The 16,206-nt window shown below is 71.0% G+C and carries 13 protein-coding genes; 5 read left to right on the top strand and 8 right to left on the bottom strand.

Annotated features, from left to right (window positions below; translation table 11 throughout):
* Window positions 1–41: 41 nt before the first annotated feature.
* Window positions 42–263 carry a hypothetical protein gene (locus tag ASC99_RS01510; protein WP_057227258.1) on the bottom strand — a complete coding sequence of 74 codons (222 nt, stop codon included), beginning with the start codon at window positions 261–263 and terminating at the stop codon, window positions 42–44.
* Between the two features lie 181 nt (window positions 264–444).
* Here ASC99_RS01510 and ASC99_RS01515 point away from each other — a divergent pair, with 181 nt between their 5' ends.
* The 3 genes from ASC99_RS01515 (at window position 445) to ASC99_RS01525 (ending at window position 6,518) form a co-directional block, all read left to right on the top strand.
* Entirely contained in the window at window positions 445–3,405 is a 2,961-nt protein-coding gene (locus ASC99_RS01515; protein WP_057227260.1) for an AfsR/SARP family transcriptional regulator, read from the top strand.
* 586 nt (window positions 3,406–3,991) lie between these two features.
* A complete protein-coding gene (locus tag ASC99_RS01520; protein ID WP_235502768.1) occupies window positions 3,992–4,642 on the top strand; it encodes a trans-aconitate 2-methyltransferase in 651 nt (216 codons plus the stop codon).
* Window positions 4,643–4,685: 43 nt separating this feature from the next.
* Window positions 4,686–6,518, top strand: a complete 1,833-nt coding sequence (locus tag ASC99_RS01525) for an ATP-binding SpoIIE family protein phosphatase (protein ID WP_057227263.1) — start codon at window positions 4,686–4,688, stop codon at window positions 6,516–6,518.
* A 64-nt stretch (window positions 6,519–6,582) separates the two neighbouring features.
* On the opposite strand, the gene ASC99_RS01530 is transcribed toward ASC99_RS01525, so the two are convergent.
* The 3 genes from ASC99_RS01530 to ASC99_RS01540 form a co-directional block, all read right to left on the bottom strand.
* The gene (locus ASC99_RS01530; protein ID WP_063856950.1) at window positions 6,583–7,296 is read right to left on the bottom strand and encodes an HNH endonuclease; all 714 of its coding nucleotides are present in this window, start codon (window positions 7,294–7,296) and stop codon (window positions 6,583–6,585) included.
* Complete coding sequence (locus ASC99_RS01535) at window positions 7,293–8,384, bottom strand: AAA family ATPase (RefSeq protein ID WP_057227265.1); 1,092 nt, start codon at window positions 8,382–8,384, stop codon at window positions 7,293–7,295. Before ASC99_RS01535 ends, ASC99_RS01530 begins: the two co-directional genes overlap by 4 nt.
* A gap of 114 nt (window positions 8,385–8,498) precedes the next feature.
* Entirely contained in the window at window positions 8,499–9,437 is a 939-nt protein-coding gene (locus ASC99_RS01540) for a LysR substrate-binding domain-containing protein (RefSeq protein WP_057227267.1), read from the bottom strand.
* Window positions 9,438–9,567: 130 nt separating this feature from the next.
* On the opposite strand from ASC99_RS01540, the gene ASC99_RS01545 reads away from it, so the two are divergent.
* The gene (locus ASC99_RS01545) at window positions 9,568–10,119 is read left to right on the top strand and encodes a peroxiredoxin (protein ID WP_057227269.1); all 552 of its coding nucleotides are present in this window, start codon (window positions 9,568–9,570) and stop codon (window positions 10,117–10,119) included.
* 3 nt (window positions 10,120–10,122) lie between these two features.
* Entirely contained in the window at window positions 10,123–10,665 is a 543-nt protein-coding gene (locus ASC99_RS01550; RefSeq protein WP_057227271.1) for an alkyl hydroperoxide reductase, read from the top strand.
* Window positions 10,666–10,842: 177 nt separating this feature from the next.
* Here ASC99_RS01550 and ASC99_RS01555 read toward each other — a convergent pair whose 3' ends face one another.
* The 4 genes from ASC99_RS01555 to ASC99_RS01570 form a co-directional block, all read right to left on the bottom strand.
* Entirely contained in the window at window positions 10,843–12,126 is a 1,284-nt protein-coding gene (locus tag ASC99_RS01555; RefSeq protein WP_235502742.1) for an AI-2E family transporter, read from the bottom strand.
* 385 nt (window positions 12,127–12,511) lie between these two features.
* A complete protein-coding gene (locus ASC99_RS01560) occupies window positions 12,512–13,192 on the bottom strand; it encodes a transglycosylase SLT domain-containing protein (RefSeq protein ID WP_057227273.1) in 681 nt (226 codons plus the stop codon).
* Between the two features lie 419 nt (window positions 13,193–13,611).
* On the bottom strand, window positions 13,612–14,946 hold the full coding sequence (locus tag ASC99_RS01565) for a PhoH family protein (RefSeq protein WP_057227275.1): 1,335 nt from the start codon (window positions 14,944–14,946) through the stop codon (window positions 13,612–13,614).
* Between the two features lie 182 nt (window positions 14,947–15,128).
* Window positions 15,129–15,878: an isoprenyl transferase gene (locus ASC99_RS01570; protein ID WP_057228005.1), complete on the bottom strand. Its 750-nt coding sequence runs from the start codon at window positions 15,876–15,878 to the stop codon at window positions 15,129–15,131.
* Window positions 15,879–16,206 lie beyond the last annotated feature (328 nt).

Below are 16,206 nucleotides of genomic sequence, written 5' to 3' on the forward strand. Positions count from 1 at the left end.
CCGCCTGGGTGGTGGAGTGGGGCACTGCATTCCGTTTTTGCTCAGGGGCGGTTGATGATGTTCCCCAGCGGCTCGTAGCCGCCGTCCTTCTTGGGCTCGTCGGCCTCCGGCGCGGTCTCCGGCTCGTCGGTGGCCAGGACTTCCAGGACCTCCAGGAGCTGGGCCTCCGGGTCCACGGCGGTGAGGTTCTGCTCGGCGGGTGCGGCCTCGGCCACCGGCTGGAGCTCGGCCGGGGTCTCGGTGGTGGTCTCGGTGTCAGCCATGACGCCGCCTTTCGGGTAATGAGATTGTGTGTCAGCCCGGACGGACGGGTCAGGGCGCTGGCCCAGTATCGTAGGCCTCGCTAAATGTCTTATAAACATCACGAGGCTCGTCCACTTCTCCAACGTTTGCCAGTCTCCTCATAAGCTGACGCCTCACCTTGGCCATCATCGGGGGATCTCCATGGAGCTTCAGGGGCAGCCGCACGCGCTGCGCTTCCAGGTGCTCGGCCCCGTGCAGGCCTGGCGCGGGGAGCAGCACCTCTCACTCGGTTCACCACAGCAGCAGGCCGTACTGGTCGCTCTGTTGCTCAGTCACGGCCGCCCGGTCACCACCCAGGACCTGGTCGACGGCCTCTGGGGCGACCGCCCACCGCCACAGGCGGTGGCCGCGCTGCGTACGTACGTCTCCCGGCTACGCGCGCTGATCGAGCCCAACCGGGAAATGCGGGCACCTGCCGAACTGCTGGTCTCGGTCAGCGACGGGTACGCACTGCGCATCCCACCGGAGTCGCTCGACCTCTCCGTGTTCGAGCGCGAGTTCACCCACGCCGCGACGGCCAAATCCGACGGCGACTTCCGGAAGACCCACCGCCTGCTCGCCTCCGCGCTGGCGCTGTGGAGTGGACGCCCCCTGGCCGGCATCCCAGGCCCGTACGCCGAAGCCCACCGGCTGCGACTGGCCGAGCGTCAGATCGCGGCCGGCGAGGAGCGCTGCTCCGCTGCGCTGGAGATCGGCCTGCACTCCGAGACCGTGGCCGAGCTGAGCTCGTTGGCCGCTGAGCACCCACTGCGGGAGCGCCTGCGAGAGCTGCTGATGCTGGCGCTCTACCGGGGTGGCCGCCAGGCCGAGGCACTCGGTGTCTACAGCGACACCAGGAAGCTGCTGATCGAGGAACTGGGTGTCGAGCCCGGCGCCGGGCTCGCCACCATGCACTCCAGGATCCTGGCCGCCGACCCCTCCCTGATGCCCTCACCGACGGCAGTCAAGGTGGCCGACCCGGAAGAGCTGGCAACCTTCGTCCCACCCGCCCAACTCCCGGCAGACGTATCGGACTTCAGTGGCCGGGTCGAGCTCGTGAGCGAACTGCGGGACGTGCTGCGCAGTGGGTCCGGCCAGGCCGTGGTGGTTACGTCTCTGGCCGGCATCGGAGGAGTCGGCAAGACCACGCTGGCGGTACACCTCGCGCACAGCGTCCGTTCCGAGTTCCCGGACGGACAGCTGTACGTAGACCTCCGCGGGCCCAGCGCCTCCCCTGCCGATCCCGCTGTGGTGCTCGGCGACTTCCTGTACGCACTGGGCGCACCCGAGACACCTGATGCCCTGGAGCAGCGCGCCGCGCTGTACCGCTCCCTACTGGCGGACCGGCGGATGCTCATTCTGCTCGACAACGCCAAGGATGCCCGCCAGTTGCAGCCGCTCATCCCGGGTGTCTCCGGCAGCACAGTGCTGATCACCAGCCGCTCCCGGCTGGCTGAACTGCCCGGCGCACACCTGGTGGACGTGGAGGAGCTGACGCCTGAGGAAGCGCTGGCGCTGTTCTCGGCCATCGTTGGCGAACAACGGGTCGCCGCCGAGCCGGCAGCTGCTCTTGCGGTGGTGAAGGCCTGTGGATTCCTGCCGCTCGCGGTCCGGATCGCCGCCGCCCGGCTGGCCAGTCGCCCGCGTTGGAGCGTGTCGGACCTCGCCAGACGCTTAGCGGACCAGCGGCGTCGGCTGCACGAGCTGCAACTCGGGAACCTGGCGGTGGAGACCACCATCGGTCTCGGCTACGGGCAACTCCGGCCGGAGGAGGCCCGGGCCTTCCGACTGCTCTCCTTGGTGGACTCTCCCGATCTCCCGTTGGAGGCGGTCGCTGCGCTGCTCGATGCCGACGAGGACGAGGCGGAGGCACTTGCCGAGGCCCTGGTCGAGGCCAACATGCTGGAGTGCTTCACGCCTGGCCGGTATCGGTACCACGACCTGTTGCGACTCTTCGCTCAGCGGCAGAACGAGAAACTCAAGGACACCGGGGAGCAGCAGGCCGCCCTGCTGCGGTTGCTGGACTGTCTGCTCGCCACCATGCAGAACGCCTCACGGGCGCTGGAGCCGGACGACGTGCTCCCCGAGACGCTCCACCAGCCGGTCTCCTCCGGCCTGCACATGGTGGACAACGCGGCCGCCCAGGCGTGGCTCCGCTCCGAACTCACCCTGGTCCTGAGCACCATAGAGGCCGCCGTCGAGGAACCGTTGGAACTGCTGCGCCCGGCAGTGGACCTACTGACCGTGCTGAACAGCCTGGTGGAGGACCCCACCCACGGCCAGCGGATCAGGATTGCCCTGCACAAGGCCGCACAGCCGCACGCAGACAATCCCACCCTCGCCAGGGTGCGGCTCGCCCTGGGCTTCCTTCAGCATGTGGCCGGCGAGTACCACGAGGCGGAGCTTTCGTTCCGGCAGAGCCTGGAACTCCAAGGGGCGGACGACTGCACCCATCTCCGGGCGAACACGGCCAATCTTCTCGCGGTGGTGCTCAGTCTCGCCGACCGACCGGCCGAGGCTCTGCCGTTCTTCGAGCACGCCCGGGCGATCAGCCGCAGCCTGGGCGCCCCCATCAGCGAGGCCCGACTGCTCGGCAATATCGCACGGGCCCACCTGGACCTCCATCAGCAGGACGACGCCGCTCGTTCCGCGCGGGCGGCGGTCGCTGCCGCACGGGCCTCGGGGAACATCCCCTGCCTCGCCGACACGCTCTACCAACTCGGCGTCGTGCTCCGCTCCACCGGCTCCCCCGGCGAGGCCGCCCCGCACCTGCGCGAGGCGCACCAGCTCTACCAGTCCGAGCAGCGCCGGATCTGGGAGGGTTACTCCCTCGCCCGCCTCGCGCCCTGCCTGCTCGCCGACGGCCAGTACGCCGAGGCGGCCGAGGCAGCGGACGAGTCGCTCGCGATCGCCCAGGAGCTGGATGCCGCGTACTGCCAGGGTCTGGCCAACGCGGCGCTCGGCGAAGCGCTCCTGAAACTGGGTCAGCCAGCGCGTGGGCTGGCCTGTCTTCAGGAGGCGCTCGCCGTGTTCACGCGGCTCGGTGTGCCCGAAGTCCTCCCCGTGCAGGACCTCATCGAGCAGCAACAGCACACCGAGCCCGCCGCACCCCCCGCACCGTGACCACCTGCCCCCCGACAGGCCCCCCTCGACGTGTCAGTACTCCCGCAGCCCCCCGGCTGCGGGAGCACCTCGACGCTTCCCCGGCGCTGGTCCCTACTCTGGCACCTGCCGATTGACATCCGATAAACGCCGGAACGGCCCGCATCGATACAGCTCGGGCGGGCCACCCCGTCGCGCCACGCGGCGCGAGGTGGGGTTTCGCACCACCCCCGACCGCTCCGGAACGCTCCGGCCATCCCGGCCAAATTCATCCCAACACCCACGAGTTGGCCGGAAATGGACCCTATGGTCGGTTGATCGCGCCTATTCTCGGAGGCCAGCGACGTATTGACGGCGGGCCGGCAAGTGGAGCGGAGCGACAGGCCGGGCGGCGACGCAGCACAGAGTGACGCGGGAGCGTGACGGACCGTCACGTGCGGTGGACGGCGCCGACCGGCGGCAGCCCGGGCACCGGCGGGTGGCGGCCAGGGTGGAAAGGTGCCTCTCAATCGTGACGACCGGACAGATATCCGATCCCGCCCAGGGCCACGGGCCCTTCCATGCCGACCCCCAGTGCCGTCGTCGCACCGAGCGCGCGCTCCAGGCGGTGGCCTTCGACACCATCGGCGCCCGCTATGCCGAGGCGTTTCCGGACAAGGCCGGCCAGCTGGCCTGCGGTGAGTGGCTGCTCGACGCGCTGGAGCCGGGTGCCCCGGTGCTGGACGTCGGCTGCGGCACCGGCGATCCGACGGTCCGCCAGCTGACCGACGGCGGCCTGCGGGTGACCGGGGTCGACCTCTCGGACGGGATGCTGCGGCTGGCCAGGCAGGGCGTGCCGGGTGCCGAGTACCACCGGATCGACATGTACGACCTGGCCACCGAGCGCGCCGTACGGGCTTGGGGCGCACCGGAGTTGGGCCCGGCAGCGGCCGGGCGGTACGCCGCGGCCACCGCGTTCTTCTCGCTCATCCTGCTGCCGCAGGCGGAGATCCCCGAGGTGCTGGGACGGATCCGGACCCTGCTCCGGCCGGGCGGCCTGCTCGCGCTCGGCATGGTCGAGGCGGATCTGGACGACGCCCCGCTGCCGTTCCTCGGCCACGAGATAAGAATCAGCGGCTACCTGCGGGAGGAGCTGGAGCAGACGCTGCACCGGGCCGGGTTCTCGGTCGAGGCGCACTCCGGCCACCCGTACGCCCCCGCGAGCACCACCCTGCCGCCGGAGGAGCAGCTCTTCCTCCGCTGTCGACGGGTCGGCTGATCGACTGTTGGTCCCCAGCTCTCCTCTCGCAGAACGGCAGCCTGTGCGCGACCTCCCCGAGCCCCTGACCGGGCAGCCTCCCGCCGTCCCGCCCCAGCGTCGCCCGCCGCCGCTGCCGGGCGGGCGGCCGCGCACGGCCGAGCGGCTGGCGTACCTGGACAGTGCGACCCGACGGATCAACACCTCGCTCGACCTGGCCGCCACGCTGCGCAACCTCGGCAAGGTGCTGGTCCCGGCGCTGGCCGACGCGGCCGTGGTGCACCTCCGCGAGCCGCTGCCCGACCTGGAGCGCGACCCGGGCAGCCCGACCGCGCTGACCATCCATCACCGGCACGGCACCCGGCTCGGCCGCCGCTCCGGGACACGCCGGCTGCGGCCCGGCGGGCCGGTGTCCCGGGCGCTCAACCAGCAGTTCCCGACCGGCCCGGTGGTCCTCGGCACCCCCTCCGCCGCCCGGCTCCGGCCGCTGCTGGAGGAGCTCTACGGCGCCCGTACGCTGGGCCGACTCGCCAGTGGCACGGCACTGCTGGCGCTGCCGCTGCGCGGCCGCAAAACGGTGCTCGGCCTGCTGCTGCTGATCCGACGGCCCGGCAAGAGCACCCCGGCCGTTCCCCGGCCGACGCCGTTCGGCGGCACCCCGCAGTCGCCGGACACCTTCGAGCTGACCTCTGCGTACGACGCCGCGCTGGCCTTCGACGCCACCGACACCGCGACCGCCGCCCACCTGGCCACCCAGGGCGGGCTCGCGGTGGACACCGCGCTGCGCTACACCCGCGAGTGGGAGATCGCCGACGAGCTGCAGCGCAGCATGCTGCCCACCCACCTGCCGCAGCGGCACGGGGTCCGACTGGCGCACCGTTACCTGCCCTGCGAGCGCGGCACCCAGGTCGGCGGGGACTGGTACGACTCCGTCCCGCTGCCCGGCAACCGGGTCGCCCTGATCGTCGGCGACGTGATGGGCCACTCGCTCACCTCGGCCGCCATCATGGGCCAGCTGCGCACCAGCGCGCAGACCCTGGCCGCCCTCGACCTGCCCCCGCACGAGGTGCTCTACCACCTCGACGAGCAGGCCCAACGCCTGGGCCGGGAGCAGCACTTGGCCACCTGCGTGTACGCGGTCTACGACCCGATCGCGAACCGGGTGGTGCTCGCCAACGCGGGCCACGTACCGCCGGTGCTGGTCGGCCCGGACGGGCGGGCCGAGTTGCTGGAGCTGCCGCCCGGGGCGCCGATCGGGGTCGGCGGGGTGGACTTCACCTCGGTCGAACTGCCCGCACCGCCCGGTTCGGCGCTGGTGCTGTTCACCGACGGCCTGGTGGAGTCCCGGCGGCGGTCGCTCACCACCGGCCTGGAGCTGCTCAGGGCCCGGCTGGAAGGCGCGCACCGGCACTCCCCCGAGCACCTCTGCCAGGAGGCGCTGCGGATCCTGCCGCCCGGCGACCGGGCCGACGACGTCGCCCTGCTGGCCGCCGCCTTCGACGGCATCCCGGCCGAGGACGTGGCGTACTGGTACCTCCAGCCCCGGCACGAAACCCCGGGCCGGGCACGGCGGTTGGTCGGCCATGCACTGCGACGTTGGGGCCTGGAGACGCTGGCGGAGAACACCGAGCTGATGGTGAGTGAGCTGGTCACCAACGCGATCCAGCACGCCACCCGGCCGGTGACGCTGCGGCTGGTGCGGACGTCGGTGCTGCGGTGCGAGGTCGGTGACGACAGCGCGTTGTTGCCTCGGGCGCAGCGGGCGGGGCCGGAGGACGAGCGGGGGCGGGGGCTGCAGATAGTGGCGCGGTGTGCGGAGCGCTGGGGCGCGACCCGGCTCGGAGCGGGGAAGGTGGTGTGGTTCGAGCAGCGGTTGCCGAAAAGCGAAAGTTCCTGACCATTTACCTACAGGTGACGCTTTCCGGGGTCGGCGTCGCAGTTCCCCGAGCCCCTGACGGGGCTCAGGTGAGCGCAGTCAGAGCCGTGAAGGCCTCGGGCCCGAGGACGACCTCGGCCAGTGGGCGGTTGTCGGTCAGGCGGTAGACCGCGCGGACCACGTCGGCCTGCCAGAGCAGGTCGAGGGCGTCGGCGATCTCGGCGGCGGTGGCGTGGTCGCCGGCGGTGGTGCGGGTGTGCCAGTCCCGGAGCAGGGCCTTGACCACGGTGAAGGCCAGGCGGCGGCCCCGGACCAGCTCGGCGCGGGAGTTGAGGGCGAAGACGTCGATGGTCGCGTGGCCCTTGGCGGTCAGGCCCTGGTAGGCGCCGGACTCCAGGTAGAGCAGCAGGTGGTCGGCCGGGTCCTCGGTGGCCGGGTCTATCAGCAGCGGGGTACCGCTGGCCGGGTCGGTCGGGAAGCGGTCGCGCTTCTGGTTGGAGTTGCAGTAGGCGCAGGCCAGCAGGTGGTTGTGCCAGTCGAAGGTGCGCAGCGGGGCCCGGGCGATCGGCTCGAAGTGGTCGATGTCGGTGCCCAGGTTGTCGCCGCAGTACATGCAGCGCAGCAGGCCGGGGGTCATCCGGTGCAGCAGGGTACGCAGCCTGGCCTTGGGCTCGCGGGCCGTCCGCCAGGCCGCCCGGCCGGTCGCGGTGGTCGGCCCGGCCTTCCGGATCGCCTCGGTGCGGCGGGCCAGCTCGGCCTCCAACTGATCGGTCAGCGGCGGCCGTTGCAGCGGGATCATCGGGCACCGCCCAGCCTGTCCCTGGCCTCGTCCACCCGGGCCGCCAGCGAGGCGTTCAGCCGGGCCCCCAGCTCCCGGTACTCGGCCACCTCGGCGCTGGAGGCGTGCCCCGCGTACAGCTTGCGCTCCAGCGCGATCAGCAGCCGCCGCTCGGCCTCGGCCTGCGGGGAGTAGACGCTCGGCAGCCCGAACAGTTCGGTCAGCGCGGTGTCGTCCCCGCTGCCGTAGACGATCCGCTGATGCAGGTCCTCGTCCAGCACGTACGGCGCCGACTCCTCGCCGGGGCCGGGCAGTCGGACCAGCCCGCCCGGGTCGGCCGACTGGCAGACGTACGGGCTGTGGGTGCTGACGATGAACTGGAGGCCGGGGAAGTGTCCGACCAGCCACTCCCCCAGGCGCTGCTGCCAGTCCAGGTGGAGGTGCGCCTCGACCTCGTCGATCAGCACCACGCCGGGCACCGGCACCGTCGGCGGCGTGCCGTCGATCACCAACTCCTGCTCCGGGTGCGCCTGGTGGATCCGGGCCAGCAGGTCGAGCACCAGACCGACGGCCGCCGCCAGGCCGCCGCCGAGCGGGTGCTCCGTCCCGCCGCAGTCGACCTGGAGCCCGTCGCTGTCGATCCGGCCGATCCGGTACCCGGAGGGCAGCAGCCCGTCGTCGAGCAGCGCACGGACCCCGGCCACCAGCTCGACCGCGCCGGGCTGACGCTCCAGGGCCTGCAGTTGCTGGCCGGCCAACCAGCCGATGCCCTCGGTGAGTTCACGCCGAGCGGGGTAACCGGCCCAGAAGCCGAGCACGCCGTTGCGCCGGGCGGTGATGCCGTCCTCCGTCCGGCTGACCCGCCAGTGCGCGCCGTCCAGCCGGATGCCGCCCTCGTCCTCGCCCGGCGCCAACCAGCCCGCCGGGTCGGTCTCCTCACCCAGGGCGGCCGCGAGGGCCGCCAGCAGGGTGGTCTTGCCCGCACCGTTCGGCCCGGCCAGCACCGTCCAGCCGGCGTGCGAGCCGTCCGGCCTGGTGAGGTCGAGATCGACGTTCCTGACACCCCGGAAGCCGCGCAGGTTCTCCACTTCGAGCCTGGAGACGTACATCCGCCCACCCCTCCCCGATCACTGCGGTCAGCCTAGGTAGTGATTACCCGTCACAGCACGGTCCTGACCGGCAACTCGCGGAGAACCTCCGGCGGCGGGGCGGCAAACCGCGCATCACGGGATGATCCGCACCGGCAGCTCGACCAGCACCTCACGCAGCGCGGCGGCGAACCGTTCGTACTCCGGGGTGCGGGCCGAGCCCGGGCGGGTGGCCAGGCCGATCCGGCGGCCGGGCGCCGGATCGGCGAACCGGACGGCGGCCAGCCGGTCGGTCCGGCCCGCCTCGACGTCCAGGGCGGTGGCCGGCAGCAGGGTCACCCCGAGCCCACCGGCCACCAGCTGGACCAGGGTGGAGAGCCCGGCCGCCCGGGTCGAACCGCCGGAGCCGTCCGCGCCGATCTCCCGGCAGAGGTCGAGGGCCTGGTCGCGCAGGCAGTGCCCCTCCTCCAGCAACAGCACGTCCAGGTCGAGCAGTACGTCCCGGGGCACGTCGACCCGGCCGGCCAGCTCGTGCTCGGGCGGGGTCACCAGCACGAAGTCCTCGTCGAACAGCGGAATGTCCCGGGTCGGCGAGGAGCCGCCGGAGGGCAGCGCGAGCAGCAGCACATCGAGCCGCCCGGCGGCCAGGCCGTCCAGCAGCGCGGGGGTGCGCTCCTCGTGTACATGCAGTTCGAGCTCGGGGTAGCTGCCCCGGACCAGCCGGAGCACGGTCGGCAGCAGGTACGGCGCCACGGTCGGGATCACCCCGAGGTGCAGCGGCCCGGTGAACGGCCGGCGGGCCGCCTCGACCTCCTCCGTCAGGGCGTGCAGAGCCGACAGCACCCGGCGCGCGTGATCGGCGACCCGCTCCCCCAGGGGAGTGATGATGACCTTCCGCGTCGTACGCTCGACCAGCTGCGCGCCGAGCGTCTCCTCGAGCGCGGCGACCGCGCCGGACAGTGCGGGCTGGCTGGTGCCGCCCGCTGCGGCGGCCTCGCGGAAGTGCCGGTGTTCGGCGACCGCCAGGAAGGCCTTCAGCTGGGCGACGGTGGGGGTACGGGGCTTGGGGCTCACGGTACTGATAACCCTCTCCGATCAGTTGGAACGAGTCTAACGATTTCCGCTATCAGTAGCCGTGTGCGACTGTGGATGTTGTCCGCATTGCGGACACTTTCCCTCAGTTTCCAAGCCTGGAGAAGCAAACGTGCTGACGATCGGTGACAAGTTCCCGGAGTTCGAACTCAACGCCTGTGTCGACCTCGACGCCGCGAACGCCTTCGCCGAGATCAACCACAAGTCGTACGAGGGCAAGTGGAAGATCGTCTTCTTCTGGCCGATGGACTTCACCTTCGTCTGCCCGACCGAGATCGCGGCGTTCGGCAAGCTGAACGAGGAGTTCGCCGACCGTGACGCCCAGATCCTCGGTGTCTCCGGCGACTCCGAGTTCGTGCACCACGCCTGGCGCAAGGACCACAAGGACCTCCGCGACCTGCCCTTCCCGATGCTGGCCGACGTCAAGCACGACCTGATGCGGGCCTGCGGCGTCGAGGGTGCGGACGGCACCGCCCAGCGCGCGGTCTTCATCGTGGACCCGAACAACGAGATCCAGTTCGTCATGGTGACCGCCGGTTCCGTCGGCCGTAACCCGAAGGAGGTCCTGCGGGTCCTCGACGCCCTGCAGACCGACGAGCTCTGCCCGTGCAACTGGACCAAGGGCGAGGACACCCTTGACGCCCAGACCCTGCTGGCGGGCTGACCGATGGCACTGGACGAGCTCAAGGCCGCCCTGCCGGACTACGCCAAGGACCTCAAGCTCAACCTGAGCGCGGTCATAGGCAACTCGGATCTGCCCGCACAGCAGCTCTGGGGCACCGTGCTCTCCTGCGCCATGGCGACCCGCTCGCCGGCGGTGCTCCGTGAGCTGGAGCCCGTCGCCAAGGCCGAGCTGAGCCCGGCGGCGTACAACGCCGCCAAGGGTGCGGCCGCCGTCATGGGCATGAACAACGTCTACTACCGGACCACCCACCTGCTCTCCGACAAGGAGTACAGCGGGATGCGGGCCGGGCTGCGGATGAACATCATCGGCACGCCGGGCGTGGAGAAGGCCGACTTCGAGCTGTGGTGCTTCGCGGTCTCCGCGATCAACGGCTGCGGTCAGTGCCTCGACTCGCACGAGGGCGTGCTCCGCAAGGCGGGCGTCGACCGCGAGGTCATCCAGGCCTCGATCAAGATCGCGGCGGTGCTCCAGGCCGTGGCGGCCACCCTCGACTCCGAGGCTGTGCTGGCTGCCGCACTGATCTGACGGTCAGTTGCACCACCCCCAGGGGCTCGGGGAACTGCGAGGAGGACTGGCGCTTGGATCACATCCAAAGTGCCTGACCACCTACGTACGTGTGACCTGTTTCGAGGTCGGCGTCGCCCACGCGGCGGAGCCGCACATCAGCAGGGCCCCGAGCCCCTGGTCTGTTGCCCCGTCCCCTCAGTGGGAGCGTGCTGCTTCGAGGGCTTCGAAGACCTGTTGGCCCGCCGCGGCGCGGCGGCGGAGGTGGACCACCACGGCGTTGGTGACGGCGATCAGGGGGACGGAGACGATCGCGCCGCCGATGCCGCCGACGATGGTGCCGGCCGCGACTCCGAGGACCACGGCCAGCGGGTGGACCCGGACCGCGCGGCCGAGGATCAGCGGCTGGAGCAGGTGCCCCTCGATCTGCTGCACCGCGACCAGCACCACCATCACCATCAGCGCGGTGAACGGCCCCTGGGTCACCAGCGCGATCAGCACCGCGATGGTCCCGGTGACGAGTGCGCCGACCAGCGGCACGAAGGCCCCGAGGAAGACGATCACGGCCAGCGGCAGCGCCAGTTGGACGCCGAGCAGCTGGATGCCGATCCCGATGCAGAGCGCGTCGATGAAGGCCACGCAGACGGTGCCGCGCACGTACGCGGTCAGGGTGGCCCAGGCCTTCGGGCCCGCGCCCGCCATCGCGTAGCGGGACTGCCGGGGCAGCATGCCGATGGCCCAGCCCCAGATCTTGGCGCCGTCGTAGAGCAGGAAGAACGTGGTGAAGGCGGTGAGCACCACGCCGGTCAGCACCTCGACCGCGATGGTCACGCCGGTGAACCCGGCGGAGGTGATCTGCTCGGAGTTGGTGCCGATCGCGGTGGAGATCTGCTTGGCGAAGTCGGTGATCTGCTGCTCCGTCAGGTGCAGCGGTCCGGTGACCAGCCAGTCCCGGATCCGTTCGACGCCCTCCTGGACCTGGTCGGTGACCGAGTGCAGGTTGGTGGTCACCTGCCACACCACGAACCAGCCGACCAGGCCGATCCCGGCCACCCCGCTCAGGAACGTTCCTGCCGCCGCCACCGAGCGCGGTACGCCGTGCCGGCGCAGCCAGGAGACGGTCGGCTCCAGCAGGGCGGAGATCAGCAGGGCGGCCAGCACCGCGAAGGCGACCAGCCGGAGCATGTCGACCACTTCGAAGAGCAGGTAGAGCGCAGCGGCCAGCAGCAGCAACCGCCAGGTCGACTCGGCCGCCACCCGCAGGCTCCAGGGCACCGCCTCGGCCGGGGTGGCCGGGCGTGGTGCGTGGTACTCGCGGACCGGCTCGGGCTTGATCTCTACCACCACCGGCTCGGGTTCACGGGGTGCCGGGAGCGGCTCCTCCGGTTGCTGCTCGTTGCGTGCGGCCGCCACCGCAGCCCGCTGCTGGAGCTCGCTGCCCAGCCGGACCGCCGCCCGCGATATCCACCAGCCCTGTGCCACCCAGACCACCGCTCCCCGTTCGCGCCGTGGGTCCCGCCACGGCCGTCCGGGACGACGGTACCGGGCGGAGAGGGGGCAGCACCCGGGAGTTCGGCGGTAGCGATCCGACAAACCGTCACACATCACCAGGTTTCGATCCCCCTGAATGCGGGGAAGGGCCCCTTTGCACGGACCAACCGTCCGCGGACCGGCCGCTCCGGAGCAACCAGGACCCACTCCGGGGCGTCGCGTACCGCACCCAGGACCGCACCGCCCGAGGCGCGCTGGTCAGCCGGCCCGGGCGGCGCGGCCCGCCTCTGCGGGCGTTGGCTCTGCGGGCACCCGGAGACGACGACGGCCCCGATCCCAGCGGGATCGGGGCCGTACGTGTGGTCTGACGGTGTGTCTAGTACCAGTGGTGCGACTGCCAGAACGACCACGCGCCGCAGGGCGAGCCGTAGCGGCTGTTCATGTAGTTCAGGCCCCACTTGATCTGGGTCGCGGGGTTGGTCCGCCAGTCGGCGCCGGCCGAGGCCATCTTGGTGCCGGGCAGCGCCTGGACCAGGCCGTAGGCACCGGAGCTGGGGTTGCTGGCGGTGTAGTCCCAGCCGCTCTCGCGCTTCACGATCTGGCTGAAGCACTGGAACTGGGTCTGGTCGCCGACGATCTGGAGTGCCATCTCCTGGACCGAGCCCGGGCTGACGGGGGTCATCACGGAGCGCGCCTTGGCGCGGTTCGCGGCCTCCTCGTCGGCCTTGCGCTTCGCCTCGGCGGCCTTGGCGGCCTTCTCGGCGTCGGCCTTGGCCTGCGCGTCGGCAGCGGCCTTCAGGCGCGCGGCCTCCTCGGCAGCCTTCTTGGCCGCGGCGTCGGCGGACGCCTGCTGAGCGTTCGCCTGAGCGGTGAAGTGGTCGCTGACGGCCTGCGCCTGGGCACCGATCGGGACGTCCTGGAGCAGGGTGGCTCCGGCGACGTCGACCGTCTGGGTCTGCGTGCCCTCGCTGCCCGAGGCCACACCCACGACGGCACCGACAGCGGTGACGGCGGTGGCTGAGGCGACAGCAACTCCCCGGACCGAGATCCGAGTCACATGGTTTCCTTCCGGCGTCGCCCCGTACACGTGACCGCTGGGGGCGCAACATGCCCCTGATCGCTGGTCTCCATGATGGTGCTGGTCACGGGAGACACGGGCCCGGCACCGGACCGGCAAGTGCCGGATCGGCGTTTCGTTCGGGCGGCGTACGGCTCATCCTTGTTCAGTTGTCCACCCGATAACCGGAGTTGTCGGGTGATATGTGCCGTACGCGGGGCCTGACAGAACCCTCACCATGCCGCACGGGGACGGGTCAACGCAATTCCCGGTTGCGTGGCGCATCTCACAGACTTCGCGACCAGCACGTTTGCCCGAGAGCTCGGCGAAGGTCCGTCAGATGTGGTGACAGCAGCGGGACCTGATACTTCGTACCAGGTCCCGCTGTCCGGTTCTGCCCCGTTATGACCAGGGTTGGCCTAGGGGTTCACGTCCTCCAGCAGCTCCGTCACCAGCGCCGCGATCGGCGAGCGCTCCGAGCGGGTCAGCGTGATGTGGGCGAACAACGGGTGCCCCTTCAGCTTCTCCACCACCGCGACCACTCCGTCGTACCGGCCCACCCTGAGGTTGTCGCGCTGGGCGACGTCGTGGGTGAGCACCACCCGCGAGCCCTGGCCGATCCGGGACAGCACGGTGAGCAGGACGTTCCGCTCCAGCGACTGCGCCTCGTCCACGATCACGAAGGCGTCGTGCAGCGACCGGCCCCGGATATGGGTGAGTGGGAGGACCTCCAGCATCCCGCGGGAGATCACCTCCTCGATCACGGCCGGGGTGGTGACGGCCGAGAGGGTGTCGAAGACCGCCTGCGCCCAGGGGCTCATCTTCTCCGACTCGGAACCGGGCAGATAGCCCAACTCCTGCCCACCGACCGCGTAGAGCGGCCGGAAGACCATCACCTTCCGGTGCTGCTGCCGCTCCAGCACCGCCTCCAGGCCGGCGCACAGCGCCAACGCGGACTTGCCGGTACCCGCCCGGCCGCCCATCGAGACGATCCCCACCTCCTGGTCGAGCAGCAGATCGAGGGCGACCCGCTGCTCGGCGCTCCGGCCGCGCAGCCCGAACACCTCCCGGTCGCCCCGGACCAGCCGGACCCGGCCGTCCTGGGTGACCCGGCCGAGGGCCCGGCCGCGCTCCGAGGTGAGCACCAGCCCGGTGTGCACCGGGAGCTCCTCCGCGCCCTGCACGTCCACCGCGAGGTCGTGGCCCGCGCCGAACAGCGCGTCCACCTGGTCGCCGGAGACCTGCAGTTCGGACATTCCGGTCCAACCGGAGGTGATCGCCAGCTCGGCGCGGTACTCCTCGGCGAGCAGGCCGACCGCACTGGCCTTGATCCGCATCGGCAGATCCTTGGAGACGACAGTGACGTCGTACCCCTCGGCCTGCAGGTTGCGCGCGACGGCGAGGATTCTGGTGTCCGCCTCACCGCCGCCGAGCCGGTAGCCGGCCGGGAGCACCGAGGTGTCCGAGTGGTTGAGCTCCACCCGGATGCTGCCACCGAGCTCGCCGACCGGAATCGGCTCGTCCAGGCGCCCGAAGCGGACCCGGAAGTCGTCCAGCAGCCTGAGCGCCTGGCGGGCGAAGTAGCCCAGCTCCGGATGGTGCCGCTTGGCCTCCAACTCCGTGACCACGACCACGGGGAGGACGACCTCGTGCTCCTCGAAACGGGTCATGGCGAGTGGGTCCGCCAGGAGCACGCTGGTGTCGAGAACGTACGTGCGCCGGTCTGGTGTCCGGCGGCTCTTTGTACTGACCACTAGGCCTCCAGAGCGGATGACCCTGCGTCACCCGCGGCATGCCGGTCCCCGCGACCCCGGTTGGCCGGAGTACCGGTCTGACAGGGGTATTCCCAGGCGAACCGCGCCGCGAACCCAACGGCGGATCATCGTTGGTTAACTTTCGGTGCGTCAGCTCGAAGCCCAGGCCAGGGCCCTACGCCTCAGAGACCGAGGCGACGGTTCCTCAGCTGGAAGTCGCGCAGGGCCCGGAGGAAGTCGACCTTGCGGAAGGCCGGCCAGTAGGCCTCGCAGAAGTAGAACTCGCTGTGTGCGCTCTGCCAGAGCAGGAAGCCGGACAGCCGCTGCTCGCCCGAGGTGCGGATCACCAGGTCGGGGTCGGGCTGGCCCTTGGTGTAGAGGTGTTCGGCGATGTGCTCGACGTCGAGGATCTCGGCGAGCTCCTCGATCGAGGTGCCCCGGCCCGCGTGCTCCTGGAGCAGCGAGCGGACCGCGTCGGCGATCTCGTGCCGGCCGCCGTACCCGACGGCGACGTTGACGGTGATGCCGTCGATGCCGGAGGTGGCCTCGGCGGCCTCCTTGAGCACGTCGGAGGTCCGGGACGGGAGCAGGTCGAGCGCGCCGACCGGGTGGACCTTCCAGCGCCCGTCGGCGGCGAGCCGCCGGACGGTGTCCTCGATGATCCCGAGCAGCGGCACCAACTCGTCGGCCGGGCGGGAGAGGTTGTCGGTGGAGAGCATCCAGAGCGTGACCACCTGGACGTGCGTCTCGTCGCACCAGCCCAGGAACTCGCTGATCTTGTCCGCACCGCGCTGGTGTCCGTCGGCCGTGGTGCCGCCGGTGGCGCGGGCCCAGCGGCGGTTGCCGTCCAGGATCACGCCGATGTGGTGCGGGGTGTTGGCGAGGTGGACCTCGACCCGGCGGCCGTAGAGCCGGTAGGCGTTGTCCAGCATGGTTCGGAGACCCGGCGTGCGCTCCACCACGTCCCGCAGACCCATGTGTTCGGCCCCTCCGTGCTCGGTCCCCTCGGGTACGGCAAATACCCTCGCGCAGCCTACTCCCGGACCGGTCCGCACGGTAAAGCCGCAGGTACCGAAGGTGTCACGGCCCGAAATCGGCGATGTGACGCCGGACACGGAACGGTCTCCGGTTCCTTAAATGTCCCGTAAGCCGACGCCGACTTCTTGACGCTTGCCAATGGTCTAGTCCAGCTTTTGACCGAGGGCAGCAACCACCCCACAGGTCGCCGCCCTCTCCAACCCTGCTGTCGGAACTCCCCTC

The organism is Kitasatospora sp. Root107 (assembly GCF_001424875.1).
Lineage (GTDB): Bacteria > Actinomycetota > Actinomycetes > Streptomycetales > Streptomycetaceae > Kitasatospora.